The sequence below is a fragment of the Segeticoccus sp. genome (assembly GCF_035708005.1).
In genome coordinates this window covers 19069-35392 of record NZ_DASSTI010000100.1, presented here as the reverse complement: position 1 = coordinate 35392, position 16324 = coordinate 19069, and the positions used below count along the sequence as shown (strand labels likewise).

Here is a 16324-nt window from a genome sequence, read left to right as displayed (position 1 = left end):
GGGAGGACTCTAGCGAGGACCGCCGACGTCGTCGCCCCCGCCGGGCGTGTCGACCGGTGCCGGAGCGGTGCCGGCCGCACGGCCGGAGTGGAGCACCCCCGCCGACGCGTAGAGGCACACGGTGGCCGCCATCGCGAGGTTCAGCGACTCCGCCTGCCCGAGGATGGGCACGCTCACCACGTCGTCGCACCGGGCGCGGACCTCCTCGCTCAGCCCCCAGGCCTCGTTGCCCATCACCCACGCGTGCGGCGCGGACAGGTCCGCCTCGGCGAGCGAGCGTTGCCCTCCGCCGTCGGCGGCCAGCAACCGCAGGCCGGCACCGGAGACGGCGTCCAGCAGCTGGGCGAGGGGGACACCCACCGCGATCGGCAGGTGGAAGAGGGATCCGGCGGTGGACCGGACCACCTTGGGCGACTGGACGTCGACGCTGTCCGAACTGAGGAGCACGGCATCGGCTCCGGCGGCGTCAGCGGCGCGGATGACGGTACCGGCGTTGCCGGGGTCGCGCACGTGGGCGAGCACGACGACGCAGCGGGGGGAACCCGTCAGGGCGACGGTCACCTGCACGTCGACCGGGCGGCAGACCGCCACCAGGCCCTGCGGTGTCTGGGCGTCGGCCATGGCGGCCATCACCTCGGCGCTCACCGGGTGCACGGACAGGCCGGCGCGGTGCGCCAGCGCGAGCACCTCCGGATGGCGGTCCGCTGCCTCGGCGACGTGGTAGAGGTCCTCGACCAGGTCCGGACGGTGCCGCACGGCCTCGCGGACCGCCTGCGGACCCTCGGCGAGGAAGCGGCGCTGGCGCACACGCACCGCGCGCCGGCCCAGTGCCCGCACCGCCTTGACCCGGTCCGACCGAGGGTTGGTCAGCATCGGGGAGGCCGGGGGCGTGGGCCGGCGCGCGGAGGCGACGGTGGGTGGCTCGGCCAGCTCAGGCGGCGTCGGTCGTGCCGCTCGTGGCGGGCACGTTGGCCTTGGCCAGCTCGACGAGCGCGGTGAAGGCGGCGGCGTCGGAGACGGCGAGCTCGGCGAGCATGCGGCGGTCGACCTCGACGCCGGCGGCCTTGAGGCCCTGGATGAACCGGTTGTAGGTCATGCCGTTGGCGCGGGCGGCGGCGTTGATCCGCTGGATCCACAGCCGACGGAAGTCACCCTTGCGGGCGCGCCGGTCACGGTAGGCGTACCCGAGGGAGTGGGTGACCTGCTCCTTGGCCTTGCGGTACAGGCGCGAGCGCTGACCGCGGTAACCGCTCGCGCGCTCGAGGACGACCCGGCGCTTCTTCTGGGCGTTGACCGCCCGCTTCACGCGTGCCACGTGAGAACTCCTTGCTGCTCAGTGCTGCACCGGGGGGTCCGGTCGAGGCGGGTGCTCGGGACCGGGCCGCCGGCGCGGGGAACGGATGGGGTGCGGAGGGACCTGTCGGGCTCAGCGACCGAGGAGGCGCTTGACCTTCTGGGTGTCGGCGGGGGCGGTGACGACGTCGTTCACCAGACGCCGTGCCTGGCTGGAGCTGCGCTCCTGGAACTTGTGGACGTGACGGGCGCGCTGCCGCATGACCTTGCCCGTGCCGGTGATCCGGAAGCGCTTCTTGGCGCCGCTGTGGGTCTTCTGCTTCGGCATGGGGCCGATCTCCTTCGTCGTACTGTGGTGGATGGTGCGGGTGCGGGTTCGAGCTGCTTTCCGCCGGTGCCCGGTCCGGTCGACGGCACACGCCGACCCCCAGGCCGACCGTGAACCGGCCTGTTCGTCCAGGCGCCCGGCGGGGCGGTCCTACTCCTCGGCCGCGGAGGTCGCCGCGGCCTCGACCTTCTCGCCGGTGCTGCTGTCCTTGTGCTCGCGCTCGCCGCGCTCCTTGTCGCGGCGGCGGCGCTCCTCGGCCTTGGCCTCGGACTTCTTCTTGGTCGGGGCGAACACCATGACCATGTTGCGGCCGTCCTGCTTCGGGGCGCTCTCGACGTAGCCCAGCTCGGACACGTCGTCGGCGAGCCGCTGCAGCAACCGGAAGCCCAGCTCGGGTCGGGACTGCTCGCGACCGCGGAACATGATCGTCACCTTGACCTTGTCCCCGGCCTTGAGGAACCGCTCGACATGGCCCTTCTTGGTGCCGTAGTCGTGCGGGTCGATCTTCGGCCGGAGCTTGATCTCCTTGATGATCGTGTTGACCTGGTTGCGGCGCGCTTCCCGAGCCTTCATGGCGGCTTCGTACTTGAACTTGCCGAAGTCCATGAGCTTGGCGACCGGCGGACGGGCGGTCGGGGCGACCTCGACGAGGTCGAGGTCCGCCTCGGCGGCGAGGCGGAGCGCGTCCTCGACGCGCACGATGCCCACCTGCTCACCGTTGGGGCCGACCAACCGCACTTCCGGGACCCGGATGCGGTCGTTGATACGAGGATCGCTGATGTGCTGCTCCTTCTGTCGTGGCTGTCGGGTGCGAACCCAGGGACCACGCGGGAGACGAGAAAGGCTCCCCGTCACCTGGGGTGCACGAGGAGCCAGAAATCCGGCGGTCGCCGACGGCAACGTCGAAGACCGGTGGACCCGGCGACCGGGGGTCGACGCGGGTGGAAGCCTGGCTTCTCTTGCACGTCGTGCAACGCTCCCGGACGACGGGATTCTTCCCGTCGCGCGGCCGCTCGGCCCCGGAGGGCGAGACATCACACGACTGGTCCGTCTGCAAGGCTACCAGCGTGAGCGCGCAGACACCCAATTCCCCGGCCGGTTCCCCTCCCCCGGATCCGGACCAGGACGAGCTGACCCAGCAGCTGACCCGCGACATCGCCGAGGTCCCGGCCGTCGAGATCATCACGACCGCGGCGGTGCACCTCATGTCCGCCGCCGCGGTGAAGTGTGGCCTCGGCGAGGGACCGGCCGCCACCGACGAGGTGGACCTGGACGAGGCCCGACGCTTGATCACCGCCCTCGCCGGACTGGTCACGGCGTCGGCGCCGGACATCGGCAGCCAGCATGCGGCGCCGCTGCGGGACGGCTTGAAGTCGCTGCAGCTGGCCTTCCGCGAGGCATCCCCGGTGGCCGACCCGCCCGGGCAGGGCCCCGGGGAGCGCTTCACCGGCTCGGTCGTCTAGCGGGCACCTTCCCCCGCGCCGACACGCTCCGCCAGCGCCGCCACGGTGCGGAGGTTCCGGGACGTCCCCGGGACTCCCAGGGCGCGGCCCAGGCCGACGGCCAGCTTGCTGCGCGCCAGCCCTCCGGCGAAGTCGACGTAGACGTGCCGCGGCGCCAGCTGGAACTGTTCGGCACTCGTGGCGAGCTCCGTCATACGGTCCGCTGCTCCCGCGGCCACGGGACCGGCGAGGAAGACCACCTGGACCTGCTTGGGGTCGCCGTGCGGGTAGGGGTTCGCAGCGAGCACCTCGCCGAGCTCCGCGCCGGAGCGGACCACGACGTCGACGGCGAAGCCGAAACTCTCCTGCAGTGCCGCGGCCAGCTGCGCGGCGAGGACCGGTTCCACCGCCTCGCTGGTCAGCAGCAGGTTGCCGGAGTTGAGGTGCGTGGCCACATCCGTGTAGCCGAGGTCCTCGGCGAGCTCGCGCAGCCGCGCCATCGGCACCCGCCGCCGGCTCCCGAGGTTGATGCCGCGCAGCAGCGCCACCCACCGCCGCGGCACCGGGCGCGCCCTCCCTGCGGTCGTCACGGAGGAAGGGTATGCCGGGCCCGCGCCGGGCGGCGCGACTCGCAGCCCCCACTTTTCTTGACTCGTTCCAGATTGCATGGTTCGGTGGAGACATGGAGACCACCGCCCGACCCGAGGAGCAGCTGCGCAGTGCCTCACTGCGGGTCACCGCGCCTCGCGTGGCGGTCCTCGCGGTCGTCGATGCCCACCCGCACGCCGACGTGGACACCATCGCCACGGCGGTCCGCTCCGAGCTCGGCTCCGTGTCCACTCAGGCCGTCTACGACGTCCTGGGGGCGCTGACCCGGGCGGGACTGGTGCGCCGGATCGAGCCGGCGGGGTCACCCGCGCGGTTCGAGGCGCGGGTCGGCGACAACCACCACCACGTCGTGTGCCGCGTGTGCGGCTCCATGCGTGACGTCGACTGTGCCACCGGGGCCGCGCCCTGCCTCGAGGCCAGCGACGACAGCGGTTTCGTCATCGACGAGGCCGAAGTGACGTACTGGGGGGTCTGCCCCGACTGCCAGTAGCCCCACCGGCTGGCCGTCGGGCACACCTCCCCTGCCCGAACCGCAACAGTGTGAGTTTCACAGATCGGAGAAGAGCAGATGACGCAGCAGACCAACCTCCCGGCGACGGGATCCACCACGGGTGGCGGCGCGCCCGCACCGAGCGACCGCAATTCGCTGAGCGTCGGCTCGAACGGGCCGATCCTGCTCCACGACGTGCACTTCCTGGAGCAGATGGCCCACTTCAACCGCGAGAAGGTGCCGGAGCGCCAGCCCCACGCCAAGGGTGCCGGCGCGTTCGGCGTGCTCGAGGTGACCGAGGACCTCTCGCAGTACACCAAGGCGGCGCTGTTCCAGAAGGGCGCGAGCACCGAGATGCTGCTGCGCTTCTCGACGGTGGCCGGCGAGATGGGCAGCCCCGACACCTGGCGTGACGTGCGGGGCTTCTCGATGAAGTTCTACACGACCGAGGGCAACTACGACATCGTCGGCAACAACACGCCGATCTTCTTCCTGCGCGACCCGATGAAGTTCCCGCACTTCATCCGCAGCCAGAAGCGCCTGCCCGACTCCGGTCTGCGGGACAACAACATGCAGTGGGACTTCTGGACCCTCAACCCGGAGTCGGCCCACCAGGTCACCTACGTCATGGGCGACCGTGGCCTGCCGCGCACCTGGCGGCACATGGAGGGGTACGGCTCGCACACGTTCATGTGGGTCAACGCCGGCGGTGAGAAGTTCTGGGTGAAGTACCACTTCAGGACCAACCAGGGCATGGAGTTCTTCACCAACGCCGAGGCTGCGGCGATGGCCGGCGAGGACGCCGACTTCCACCGTCGCGACCTGTTCGAGTCCATCGCGAAGGGTGACCACCCCAGCTGGACCGTCTACGTGCAGGTCATGCCGTACGCGGACGCCAAGGACTACCGGTTCAACCCGTTCGACCTGACCAAGGTGTGGCCGCACGCGGACTACCCGCTCATCAAGGTCGGCACGATGACCCTGAACAAGAACCCGGAGAACTTCTTCGCCGAGATCGAGCAGGCGGCGTTCTCCCCGGGCAACCTCGTCCCCGGCATCGGCCTGTCCCCCGACAAGATGCTGCTGGGCCGTGCCTTCGCCTACCACGACGCGCAGCGCAACCGGATCGGCACGAACTTCCACCAACTCCCGGTGAACCGGCCGCGTCACGGGATCGAGGTCAACACCTACATGTTCGACGGCCAGATGGCCTTCGAGCACAGTGGCAACGCCCCGGTCTACGCCCCGAACAGCTACGGTCGTGGCTGGTCCGACCAGACCGGCGCCACCGACACCAGCTGGGAGGTCGACGGCGACCTGGTGCGCAGCGCCTACCAGTTGCACTCCGAGGACGACGACTTCGGCCAGCCGGGCGCGCTCGTGCGCGAGGTCATGGACGACGGACAGCGGCAGCGCCTGGTCGACCAGGTCAGCGGCTCGCTGCTGGGCGGGGTCCGCGACGAGGTGCTCCAGCGCGCGCTGGACTACTGGAAGAACATCGACGCCGAGGTCGGCAAGCAGATCGAGTCCAAGGTGACGGGCAAGCAGTCCGTCGCGGAGCCCGCCGAGGGCATGGGCGAGAGCTGACCCCGATTCGCGGGCGGTCCACTGCCGCTGACCCGCACCGCGCGAGCAGGTATGCCGTGCCTCACCGTTGAGGCACGGCATACCTGTGTCTGTGGGCAGGGGGCACGGACGGCTGGCGCGAAGAGCGCACCGCGCGCTCACTGGGGCAGGCCGGGTCGGCGGGCAGTCCTCAGGCGGGGCGCACGGAGAAGGCGATGCCGTCGATGCGGGCGCGGGTCTCGCCGTCGAGGGCGATGCGTTCACCGAGGCGGGTGACCAGGCCCTCGAGCTGCTTGGGACTGAGCCCGGGGCGCAGGTGCAACACCACGCGCAGGGTGCCGACGGGCTCCCCCGGCTCGTTGCGACAGGTGACCACGTCCGGCTCCTCCGCCACCGCCCGCGTCACTGCGTCGGTGACGAAGGGGTCCTCGTGGGCGGGCAACCACTCCCGGCCCATGGCCAGCGCCCACAGCATGCTGGGCCGCAGCGCCCGCTCGTGTGCCGAACGAGGGTCGATCACGAGCACCTGGCACCGCTCCTGCACCGCGGCCTGAGCGGCCCGCGCAGCCGTGACCGGCACGGGTCGCGCGGAGGGGTCCCACTGGTGCAGGGCGTCCGTCCCGCTGAAGATCGGCAGGGCGCGCTGTCCGTCGGGAGCGGTGAGCGTGACGGCGGCCATCTCGGTCGACTTCTCCGCCGTCGTGCCGGTGCCCGCCGCCGTGGTGGTCTCCGCAGCGGTGGCGACGATCGGGACCAGCCACCTCGCGGTGGCGATCGCCGCCAGCAGTGGGCGCTCCCCCGTCGTGTCCTGGTTGCGGATCGCCTCGAGCAGCGCTGGATCGGCCGCTCCGGTGTCGCCGTCGAAACCGGTTCCGCCGAGCTGTCGGCCCTCCCAAGGGATCCCGGCAGTGTCAGTGCCGTCAGCGCCGCTGGGGCCCGTCATGGCCGTCCCGCCGCCTCGAGCGCCTGCGGCAGCGTGAACGCCCCGCGGTAGAGGGCGGAGCCGATGATGGCTCCCTCGACGCCGTCCGGCACCAGCTCACGGATCGCGGTCAGGTCGGCCACCGTGGACACGCCGCCCGAGGCCACGACCGGACGGTCGGTGCGCGCGCACACCGCCCGCAGCAGCTCGAGGTTGGGGCCCTTGAGCATCCCGTCCTTGGCGACGTCGGTGACGACGTAGCGGGAGCAGCCCTCCCGGTCCAGGCGGGCGAGGGTCTCCCAGAGGTCGCCGCCCTCGCGGGTCCAGCCACGTGCCGCCAAGGTGGTGCCGCGGACGTCGAGGCCGACCGCGACGCGGTCCCCGTGCTCGGCGATTGCGGCGGCGGTCCACTCCGGGTCCTCCAGGGCGGCGGTGCCGACGTTGACCCGACGGCACCCGGTCGCAAGCGCCGACCGCAGTGACTCCTCGTCGCGGATGCCGCCGGACAGCTCCACCGCGATGTCGAGCTTGCCGACGATCTCGGCGAGCAGCCCGGCGTTCGAGCCGCGCCCGAAGGCCGCGTCGAGGTCGACCAGGTGCAACCACTCCGCACCCTGCTCCTGCCAATTCAGCGCCGCCGCAAGCGGATCGCCGAACTGGCCGCCGCTGCCGGCGACACCCTGCACCAGTTGCACTGCCTGCCCGTCGGCGACGTCCACGGCCGGCAGCAGCTCCAGCCTCGGCTTGTCAGTCATCGTGTCCTCTCTCAGCTGAGGTGGTCGGTTCGCGGGCCGGCTGCAGTGACCGCACCCAGTTCTCGAGGAGCCGCGCGCCCGCATCGCCCGACTTCTCCGGGTGGAACTGGGTCGCCCACAACGGGCCGTCCTCGACGGCGGCCACGAACGGCCCCCCGTGGTCGGCCCAGCTGACGCAGGCGCCCGGCGGCGGCGAGGGCCAGTGCCGCGCGGCGTAGGAGTGGACGAAGTAGAAGTGCTCCGCGGCCACGCCGGCGAACAGGCGGGAACCCTCCGGCACCTGCACTCGGGACCACCCCATGTGGGGCACCACCGGCGCGGCGAGCCGCTCGACCCGGGCCGGCCACACCGCCAGGCCGGGCTCGGCACCGTCCTCGTTCGGCTCGTCGGACCCGGCGAAGAGCACCTGCATCCCGACACAGATCCCCATGACCGGCCGGCCGGCGGCCAACCGCTCGGCGACCAGCCGCGGTCCGTCGACCGCCCGCAGCCCACGCAGGCACGCGTGGAAGTTACCCACCCCGGGCACGAACAGCCCCTCCGCGGCCAGCGCTCGGTCGGGGTCCGCGGTGAGCTCGACGTGCGCCCCCACCCGCTCGAGCATCCGCACCGCCGAGCGCAGGTTCCCGCTGCCGTAGTCCAGGACGACCACGTCGCAGTGGGTCACAGTCGGTCCTCCAGCTCCGCCCGCATGAACGCCTCGTGGTGCACGGTCCGCTCGAACCGGTCCACGTGCCGCGGCTCCGGCTCGACGAGCGTGCCGACCGCCGCGGCGCCGCGTGCGGCGGCGAGCAGCCGGAACCCGGGCAGCCGCAGCACCTCCATCAGACCCTCCAGCAGGGTGAGCGCGTCGGGGGCGGGGGTCCGCAACGCGTCCCGGACCACCCCCTCGGTGGTCCGCGCAGGGGCGCCGACGGCACGGGCGATGTCCCCCGGTCGGGCCAGGGGCAGGTCGGGCACGCGGGCGACGCCGTGGTCCGGGTGCCACAGCACCCACCGCTGGACCGGTCGCCAGCCGGGCGGGTGGACCGTGACCACGGCGGCCCGGTCGATCACGAAGCAGCCGACCGACGGCCGCATCCGCGAGGCCACCGGGCGCGCCGCGAGGACCCGCAACGACTCGTCATACGGCGGTCGTGCGGCCGAGGGTCCGTCGGGCACGACGGCGACCCACGGCTCCAGCTCGTGCACCCGCACCGGGACGACTCCGCGGCGAGCCCACGAGGTGACGGTCACCGCCGGGCCGCGGCTGAGCAGCAGACCGTGCGAGCGACGTGAGGCGGCGGTGACCACTCAGAGGGCGCCCTTGGTGCTGGGCACCCCGGCGACGCGGGGATCGGGGGCCACCGCCGCGCGCAGCGCACGAGCCACCGCCTTGAACTGGGCCTCCACCAGGTGGTGCGGGTCCCGCCCGGACAGCACCCGCACGTGCAGGGCGATACCGGCGTGGTGGGCGAAGCTCTCGAGCACGTGCCGGGTCAGCGAGCCGGCGTAGTTCCCGCCGATGAGCGCGTAGACCTGACCGTCGGGCTCTCCGGTGTGCACGACGTACGGCCGGCCGGCCACGTCGACCACGGCCTGCACCAGCGCCTCGTCCAGGGGCACCGTCGCGTCACCGAACCGGCTGATCCCCCGCTTGTCGCCGAGGGCCTCGCGGAACGCGTCGCCGAGCACGATCGCCACGTCCTCCACGGTGTGGTGCGCGTCGACCTCGACGTCGCCGCTGGCATCGACCTGCAGGTCGATGAGGCTGTGCTTGGCCAGCGAGGCCAGCATGTGGTCGTAGAACGGCACCCCTGTGCTCACCTCGGCGGCCCCGGTGCCGTCGAGGTCGAGCGACAGGCGCACCGAGCTCTCCGTGGTGGTCCGGTGCAGCGTCGCGGTGCGGTGGGCGCGGGCCGTGCCGTCGCTCGTGGCGGGCCGGGCCCTCACGTCGTCGTCGAGACTCATGCTGGCTGCTCCTGCAGGTGGGTCGGGGTCAGCGCGCGCAGCGCCGCCAGGAAGGTACCGGTCTCCTCCGGGGTACCGGCCGTCACCCGCAGATGGTGCCGCAGACCGACGTCGCGCACCAGCACGCCGTGGTCGAGCAGGGCGGTCCACAGTGCCGTCTCGTCGGCGACACCACCGAACAGGACGAAGTTGGCGTCGCTCGGCACAGGTCGGAAGCCGAGTTCGGTGAGCTCGTCGACGATCCGGTCGCGCTGGGCCTTGATCTGCTCGACCGTCGCCAGCAGCGCGTCGACGTGGTCCAGCGCGGCGCAGGCGATCGCCTGCGTCGGCGCCGACAGGTGGTAGGGCATGCGGACCAGCCGCAGGGCGTCGGTCACGGCCGGGGCCGCGGCAAGGTAGCCGAGCCGGGTGCCGGCGAGCGCGAACGCCTTGCTCATCGTGCGCGTCACGACGAGCCGCTCGCGGCCCTCCAGCAGCGTCAGCGCGCTGGGCGTGCCCGGCCGGGCGAACTCCGCGTAGGCCTCGTCGACGACCACCAGCGCCCGGGGCGCCGCCTCGTAGACGGCCTCCACCACGTCGAGGCCGACGGCCGTGCCCGTCGGGTTGTTCGGCGAGCACAGGAACACCAGCTGCGGGTCGTGCTGCAGCACCTGCCGCACCGCCGAGTCGGCGTCGAGGTCGAACTCGCCCTGTCCCTGCACCCCGCGCAGGCCGTCCACCCACTGGGTGCCGACGGTGCGGGTGATCACGGGGTGCATGGAGTATGCCGGGGTGAAGCCGAGTGCCCGCCGTCCCGGGCCGCCGAAGGCCTGGAGCAGGTGCAGCAGCACCTCGTTGGAGCCGTTGCCGGCCCACACCTGGGCCTCGCCGACCGCGACGCCGGTCACCGTGGTGAGGTAGCTGGCCAGCATGCGGCGCAGCCGGGTGAACTCGCGGTCGGGGTAGCGGTTCAGCTCCTGCGCCACCCCGGCCACCGCCTCGACGACCGCGTCGACGACGACCTGCGGGACGGCATACGCGTTCTCGTTGGTGTTCAGGGCGACCGGCACGTCGAGCTGTGGGGCGCCGTACGGGGTGGAGCCGCGCAGGTCCGGGCGCAGCAGCTCCCCCACGGTCGCGTCGTCGCGGCCGCCCCCCTCGGCGGGGCTCACGCCGATCCGTCCTCGAACCGGGCGGTGACCGCCTCGCCGTGTGCCGGCAGGTCCTCGGCCTGGGCGAGGGCGACGACGTGGTGGGCGACGTCCTGCAGCGCGTCGCGGGTGTAGTCCACGACGTGGATCCCGCGCAGGAAGGACTGCACCGACAGGCCGCTGCTGTGGCAGGCGCAGCCGCCGGTCGGCAGCACGTGGTTGGACCCGGCGCAGTAGTCGCCGAGGCTGACCGGCGCCCACGGGCCGACGAAGATTGCGCCGGCGTTGCGGATCCGGGCCGCGACCGCGGCGGCGTCGCGGGTCTGGATCTCGAGGTGCTCGGCGGCGTAGGCGTCCACGACGCGCACCCCGTCGTCGAGGCTGTCGACGAGCACGATCCCGGACTGTGGGCCGCTCAGCGCCGCGCGGATCCGCTCGGTGTGCTTCGTGGCGGCGACGCGGCGGTCGAGGGCCTGCTCGACCGCGGCGGCGAGCGGCTCGCTGTCGGTGACGAGGACGGAGGCGGCGAGCACGTCGTGCTCGGCCTGGCTGATCAGGTCGGAGGCGAGGTGGTCGGCGTCGGCGGAGTCGTCGGCCAGGATCGCGATCTCGGTCGGTCCCGCCTCGGCGTCGATGCCGATCAGGCCCTTGAGCGCCCGCTTGGCCGCGGTCACCCACACGTTGCCGGGACCGGTCACGAGGTCGGCCGGCTCGCAGACGACAGCGCCGGTGTTGGTGCCCTCCGGGCCGTCCTCGCGGGCGCCGTGGGCGAACATCGCGATCGCCTGGGCGCCGCCGACCGTGTGGACCTCCTCGACACCGAGCAGCGCGCACGCCGCGAGGATCGTCGGGTGCGGGTAGCCGGTGAAGACCCCGGAGTTGTCGCGTTGCGGTGGGCTGGCGACCGCCAGTGACCCCACCTCGGCGAGCTGCGCCGGAACGACATTCATCACCACGCTGCTGGGGTAGACCGCCTGGCCCCCGGGGACGTAGAGGCCGACCCGGCCCACCGGCACCCACCGCTCGGTGACCGTGCCGCCGGGGACGACGTGGGTCGTGACGTCGGTGCGCCGCTGGTCGGCGTGCACCGCGCGAGCGCGTCGGATCGACTCCTCCAGCGCCGCGCGCACAGCCGGGTCGAGCTGCTCGAGGGCGCTGGCGAGCACGTGCGCCGGCACGCGGATCTGCGTGGGCCGCACCCCGTCGAACCGCTCCCCCAGGTCGCGGATGGCCGCGGCGCCCCGCAGGCGCACGTCCTCGATGAGGGGATGGACCGCGGCCAGGGCAGCTTCCACGTCCAGCTCGGCACGGGGCAGCGTCTCCCGCAGGTCGCGCGTCTCGAGCGCGCGGCCTCGCAGGTCGATCCGGGCGGTCACGCCCCCAGTCTAGGTATGCCGGCCGCTCACCTTCCGTCCCGTCTCACGCCGGTGCCCGCTCCCCTGCCGCACGGGCGGTCCGCAGGGGTGGTGACCGCGTGGTTCAGGCGGGTCAGCGCCCGTAGAAGGTCCGCTCCATGACCCGCCGGGCCCGCCGTGCGACCCGGCGGTAGGCCTCGTCGAGCTCCCAGCCGTGCAGGGGGCGGCGCCCGACCAGCCGGCCAACCCCGTCGGCATCGCGCAGGTCGCTGGGCAGCGACTCGACCGGACGGCCGCGCCACAGCACCGAGGCGTTGCGCAGGGCCGCCACCATCTGCCAGGCGTCGATGAGGGCGTGGGCGTCGTCCTCGGTGAGCAGCCCGGCCGCCGCCGCGGCCTCCAGGGCCGGCACCGTGCCGGTGCGGCGCAGCGCCGGCACCTCGTGCGCGTGCTGCATCTGCAGCAGCTGCACGGTCCACTCCACGTCGGACAGCCCGCCGCGGCCGAGCTTGAAGTGGGTCTTGGGGTCGGCGCCGCGGGGCAGCCGCTCGGCCTCCATCCGCGCCTTGAGGGTGCGCACCTCGCGCAGCGCCTCGGCGGACAGGCCCCCGGCGGGCCAGCGCAACGGGTCGATGAGTCGTGCGAAGGCGGCGCCCAGCGTGTCGTCGCCGGCGACCGGGCGGGCGCGCAGGAGCGCCTGGGCCTCCCACGGGGACGACCAGCGGTCGTAGTAGGCGCGGTAGGAGTCCAGCGTCCGGATGATCGGTCCCTGCCGGCCCTCCGGGCGCAGGTCGGCGTCGACGACGAGCGCCGGGTCGGGGCCGCTGCCCTTGAGCAGCTTGGTGAGCTCCTGGGCGATCGAGGTGGCCTGCTGCTGCGCCCGCTGCGGGTCCGCCCCAGGGAGGGGCTCGTGGACGAAGAGCACGTCGGCGTCGCTGGCGTAGCCGAGCTCGCCACCGCCGAGGCGGCCCATGCCGATCACGGCCAGCCGCGTGCCGAGCGCGTCCCCGGTCTCGGCCTCCACCGCCGCGGTCACGGCCTCGAGCACCGCCTGCAGCGTCGCCTCGGTCAGCGCGGTCAGCGCCTCGGCGACACCGGGCACGCCCAGCCCGTCGACGATGTCGGCGATCGCGATGCGCAGCAGCTCCTGTCGGCGCAGCACACGGACCGCCTCCACCGACGCGGCCAGGTCGGCCTGCCGGCCCGCCGCGGCCCGCATGGTGCGCAGCAGCGCGTCCCGGTCGCGCGGTTCCAGGCCGCGGTCGGCGCCCAGCAGGGCCACCGACTCGGGGGCACGCAACAGGAGGTCACCGGCATACCGGCTGCTGGCGAGGACGTGCGCGAGGCGCTCCGCGGCACGGCCCTCGTCGCGCAGCATCTTGAGGTACCAGTGCGTCGTCCCGAGCGCGTCACTGAGCCGGCGGAACGCCAGCAGCCCGGCGTCCGGGTCGGCCTCGTCGGCGAACCAGCCGAGCATGACCGGCAGCAGGGTGCGCTGGATCGCCGCGCGCCGGCTGAGCCCGGTCGTGAGCGACTCCAGGTGCCGCATGGCTCCGGCGGGGTCGCGAAAACCCAAGGCGGACAGGCGTTCTCGTGCCGCTTCCGGCGACAGCCGCACCTCGTCGGTGCTCAGTCCGGCGACGGCCTCGAGCAGCGGCCGGTAGAAGAGCCGCTCATGCAGCCGGCGCACCTCCCGCGCCTGCCGGCGCCACTCGGCGGTCACCCAGCTGGCCGGGTCGGTGCGGTGCCCGAGCGAGCGGCCCAGCCGGCGCAGGTCCTCCTCCCCGGTCGGCACGAGGTGCGTGCGCCGCATGCGGTGCAGCTGGATGCGGTGCTCCAGTGAGCGCAACCACCGGTAGGCGTGGTCCAGCACCGCGGCGTCGTCCCTGCCGACGTACCCGCCGTCCGACAGGGCCGCCAGCGCGTCGAGGGTGGTGCCCGAGCGCAGCGTCTCGTCCGAGCGTCCGTGCACCAGCTGCAGCAGCTGCACGCTGAACTCGATGTCGCGCAGACCACCCCGGCCCAGCTTGAGCTGGCGCTCGGCCTCGGCCGGCGGCACGTGCTCCTCGACCCGGCGCCGCATGGCCTGGACGTCGACGACGAAGTGCTCGCGGCTGGCGGCGCTCCACACCAGCGGGCGCACCGTGTCGAGCCACGCCGCCCCGAGCTGCTCGTCCCCGGCGACGACGCGCGCCTTGAGCAGCGCCTGGAACTCCCAGGTCTTGGCCCACCGCTCGTAGTAGTGCCGGTGGCTGGCGAGGGTGCGCACGAGCGGGCCGTCGCGTCCCTCGGGGCGCAGCGCCGCGTCGACCGCCCACAGGGCCCCCTCTCCGGTCGAGGCGGAGCAGGCGCGCATCAGCGCCGTCGCCAGCTGGGTGGCCACCGAGATCGCCTCGTCCTCGTCGGCTCCCTCCGCCGGCTCGGCGACGAACAGGACGTCGACATCGCTGACGTAGTTGAGCTCCCGGCCCCCGCACTTGCCCATCCCGATGATCGCCAGCCGGCACAGCGCGGCGTCGCCGTCCGCCTCCGTCCGGGCGATCTCCAGGGCGGCGGCCAGGGCCGCGGACGCGAGGTCGGCGAGAGCGGCGGCGGTCTCCGGCATGGTGGCGACCGGGTCCTCCGCCGTGAGGTCCAGTGCCGCGATGCCCAGCAGCTGCTCGCGGTAGCCGATGCGCAGCCGGTCGTATGCCGTGCCGGCACCGTCGGCGTCACCGGTCACCGTCGCAACCAGCGCGTGGCGGCGCTCCTCGGGCGAGCGGGGGCGCGCGTCACGCAGCCGGCGCCAGTGCTCCGGGTGGCGCACGAGGTGGTCGCCCAGGGCCCCGCTGGCGCCGAGCACGGCGAGCAGGCGACGGGTGGTGAGCTCGTCCACGCTGAGGGCCTCGGCGAGCTCGGCCCGGACCGCGTCGTGGCCGCCGTCGAGCAGCGCCTCCTCCAGCCGGACCAGGGTGAGCAGGGCGAGGTCGGGGTCGGCCACGGCGGACAACCGGCCCAGCAGGCGGTCGGTGGCCAGGTCCGGTGCGGCAGACGTCAGCTCGTCCCAGCGCTTGAGTGCGCTGCGGGCGTCGGAGAACCCGTGCCGGGCGAGCGTGCCCGCCGTCACCTGCGCGGACGTCGGCACGGTCAGAGGCTGCGCAGGTAGCGCTCGAGCTCGAACGGGGTGACCTGGCCGCGGTAGTCGTCCCACTCCCGGCGCTTGTTGCGCAGGAAGAAGTCGAAGACGTGCTCCCCCAGCGTCTCAGCGACGAGCTCGCTGCGCTCCATGTTGACCAGGGCCTCGTGCAACGACAGCGGCAGCGGATCGATGCCCATGGCCCGGCGCTCCCCCTCGGTGAGTGACCAGACGTCGTCCTCGGCCTCCGGCGGCAGGTCGTAGCCCTCCTCGATCCCCTTCAGACCCGCGGCAAGGAGCACGGCATACGCGAGGTAGGGATTGCACGCGGAGTCCAGGGTGCGCACCTCGATGCGGGTGCTCTGCCCCTTGAACGGCTTGTACATCGGCACCCGCACCATCGCGCTGCGGTTGTTGTGACCCCAGCAGATGTGCGCCGGCGCCTCACCGCCGCCCCAGAGCCGCTTGTAGGAGTTGACCCACTGGTTGGTCACCGCCGAGATCTCCGGCGCGTGCCGCAGCAGCCCCGCGATGAACTGCCGGCCGACCTTGCTCAGCTTGTAGGGAGCGCCGGCCTCGTGGAACGCGTTGCGGTCCCCCTCGAACAGGGACAGGTGGGTGTGCATGCCCGAACCGGGTTCATCCGCCAGGGGTTTCGGCATGAAGGAGGCGAAGATGTCCTGCTCGAGCGCCACCTCCTTGATCACCGTGCGGAAGGTCATGATGTTGTCCGCCGTGGTCAGCGCGTCGGCATAGCGCAGGTCGATCTCGTTCTGCCCCGGTGCCCCCTCGTGGTGGCTGAACTCGACCGAGATGCCCATGCTCTCGAGCATGGTGATCGCCGCGCGGCGGAAGTCGTGGCCGGTGCCGTGCGGCACGTGGTCGAAGTAGCCGGCCTGGTCCACCGGCACCGGGCGGCGCCCCGGCTCGGTGCCGAGCTCGAAGAGGAAGAACTCGATCTCGGGGTGGGTGTAGAAGGCGAACCCGAGGTCGGCCGCGTGCGACAGTGCCCGCTGCAGCACGTGCCGGCTGTCGGCGAAGCTGGGGGTGCCGTCGGGCATCACGATGTCGCAGAACATCCGCGCGGTGCCCGGGTTGTCACCGCGCCAGGGAAGCAGCTGGAAGGTGCCGGCGTCCGGACGGACCAGCATGTCCGCCTCGAAGACCCGGGCGAACCCCTCGATCGCGCTGCCGTCGAAGCCGATCCCCTCGGCGAAGGCTCCCTCCAGCTCGGCCGGCGCGACAGCCACCGACTTCAGGGTGCCCAGCACGTCGGTGAACCACAGCCGCACGAACCGGATGTCGCGTTCCTCGATGGTCCGGAGCACGAACTCCTGCTGACGATCCATGTGCCGATCCTGCCTCATCG

At 72.9% G+C, this 16324-nt stretch carries 17 protein-coding genes; 3 read left to right on the top strand and 14 right to left on the bottom strand.

From position 1 onward, the window contains the following. Window positions 1-9: 9 nt before the first annotated feature. The 4 genes from VFL99_RS10280 to infC all read right to left on the bottom strand — a co-directional run bounded on the left by VFL99_RS10280 (window position 10) and on the right by infC (window position 2401). Complete coding sequence (locus VFL99_RS10280; protein WP_325106257.1) at window positions 10-873, bottom strand: TrmH family RNA methyltransferase; 864 nt, start codon at window positions 871-873, stop codon at window positions 10-12. A gap of 58 nt (window positions 874-931) precedes the next feature. After that, on the bottom strand, window positions 932-1315 hold the full coding sequence (rplT, locus tag VFL99_RS10275) for a 50S ribosomal protein L20 (RefSeq protein ID WP_325106256.1): 384 nt from the start codon (window positions 1313-1315) through the stop codon (window positions 932-934). A 111-nt stretch (window positions 1316-1426) separates the two neighbouring features. Beyond that, the gene (gene rpmI, locus VFL99_RS10270; protein WP_325106255.1) at window positions 1427-1621 is read right to left on the bottom strand and encodes a 50S ribosomal protein L35; all 195 of its coding nucleotides are present in this window, start codon (window positions 1619-1621) and stop codon (window positions 1427-1429) included. Between the two features lie 150 nt (window positions 1622-1771). Next, window positions 1772-2401: a translation initiation factor IF-3 gene (gene infC, locus VFL99_RS10265; RefSeq protein WP_325106273.1), complete on the bottom strand. Its 630-nt coding sequence runs from the start codon at window positions 2399-2401 to the stop codon at window positions 1772-1774. 350 nt (window positions 2402-2751) lie between these two features. On the opposite strand from infC, the gene VFL99_RS10260 reads away from it, so the two are divergent. Further along, window positions 2752-3084, top strand: a complete 333-nt coding sequence (locus VFL99_RS10260; protein ID WP_414713738.1) for a DUF1844 domain-containing protein — start codon at window positions 2752-2754, stop codon at window positions 3082-3084. Here VFL99_RS10260 and VFL99_RS10255 read toward each other — a convergent pair. Further along, the gene (locus VFL99_RS10255) at window positions 3081-3653 is read right to left on the bottom strand and encodes a DUF1697 domain-containing protein (RefSeq protein ID WP_325106253.1); all 573 of its coding nucleotides are present in this window, start codon (window positions 3651-3653) and stop codon (window positions 3081-3083) included. The two genes, VFL99_RS10260 and VFL99_RS10255, sit on opposite strands and share 4 nt — an antisense overlap. 92 nt (window positions 3654-3745) lie before the next feature. Between VFL99_RS10255 and VFL99_RS10250 the strand changes: the two genes are divergently transcribed. Together VFL99_RS10250 and VFL99_RS10245 are read left to right on the top strand one after the other, a co-directional pair. Next, a complete protein-coding gene (locus VFL99_RS10250; RefSeq protein ID WP_325106252.1) occupies window positions 3746-4162 on the top strand; it encodes a Fur family transcriptional regulator in 417 nt (138 codons plus the stop codon). 78 nt (window positions 4163-4240) lie between these two features. Beyond that, window positions 4241-5749 (top strand): catalase, encoded by a 1509-nt coding sequence (locus VFL99_RS10245; protein WP_325106251.1) that lies wholly within the window; start codon window positions 4241-4243, stop codon window positions 5747-5749. A gap of 169 nt (window positions 5750-5918) precedes the next feature. Here the strand turns inward: VFL99_RS10245 and VFL99_RS10240 are convergent, their stop codons facing one another. The 9 genes from VFL99_RS10240 to glnA form a co-directional block, all read right to left on the bottom strand. Beyond that, window positions 5919-6671, bottom strand: coding sequence for an SseB family protein (locus VFL99_RS10240; protein WP_325106250.1), 753 nt, complete (start codon window positions 6669-6671; stop codon window positions 5919-5921). Beyond that, on the bottom strand, window positions 6668-7405 hold the full coding sequence (priA, locus tag VFL99_RS10235; RefSeq protein WP_325106249.1) for a bifunctional 1-(5-phosphoribosyl)-5-((5-phosphoribosylamino)methylideneamino)imidazole-4-carboxamide isomerase/phosphoribosylanthranilate isomerase PriA: 738 nt from the start codon (window positions 7403-7405) through the stop codon (window positions 6668-6670). The genes VFL99_RS10240 and priA overlap by 4 nt, the downstream gene beginning before the upstream one ends. Further along, the gene (hisH, locus tag VFL99_RS10230) at window positions 7398-8072 is read right to left on the bottom strand and encodes an imidazole glycerol phosphate synthase subunit HisH (protein WP_325106248.1); all 675 of its coding nucleotides are present in this window, start codon (window positions 8070-8072) and stop codon (window positions 7398-7400) included. The genes priA and hisH overlap by 8 nt, the downstream gene beginning before the upstream one ends. Then, window positions 8069-8698: a hypothetical protein gene (locus tag VFL99_RS10225; protein WP_325106247.1), complete on the bottom strand. Its 630-nt coding sequence runs from the start codon at window positions 8696-8698 to the stop codon at window positions 8069-8071. The genes hisH and VFL99_RS10225 overlap by 4 nt, the downstream gene beginning before the upstream one ends. Then, entirely contained in the window at window positions 8699-9355 is a 657-nt protein-coding gene (hisB, locus tag VFL99_RS10220) for an imidazoleglycerol-phosphate dehydratase HisB (RefSeq protein WP_325106246.1), read from the bottom strand. It abuts the gene before it with no gap. Continuing rightward, window positions 9352-10506: a histidinol-phosphate transaminase gene (locus tag VFL99_RS10215; RefSeq protein WP_325106245.1), complete on the bottom strand. Its 1155-nt coding sequence runs from the start codon at window positions 10504-10506 to the stop codon at window positions 9352-9354. Before VFL99_RS10215 ends, hisB begins: the two co-directional genes overlap by 4 nt. Next, window positions 10503-11861 carry a histidinol dehydrogenase gene (hisD, locus tag VFL99_RS10210; RefSeq protein ID WP_325106244.1) on the bottom strand — a complete coding sequence of 453 codons (1359 nt, stop codon included), beginning with the start codon at window positions 11859-11861 and terminating at the stop codon, window positions 10503-10505. The genes VFL99_RS10215 and hisD overlap by 4 nt, the downstream gene beginning before the upstream one ends. 112 nt (window positions 11862-11973) lie before the next feature. After that, window positions 11974-14964, bottom strand: coding sequence for a bifunctional [glutamine synthetase] adenylyltransferase/[glutamine synthetase]-adenylyl-L-tyrosine phosphorylase (locus tag VFL99_RS10205; RefSeq protein WP_325106243.1), 2991 nt, complete (start codon window positions 14962-14964; stop codon window positions 11974-11976). Window positions 14965-14966: 2 nt separating this feature from the next. Next, entirely contained in the window at window positions 14967-16304 is a 1338-nt protein-coding gene (glnA, locus tag VFL99_RS10200; protein ID WP_325106242.1) for a type I glutamate--ammonia ligase, read from the bottom strand. Window positions 16305-16324: the final 20 nt, after the last annotated feature.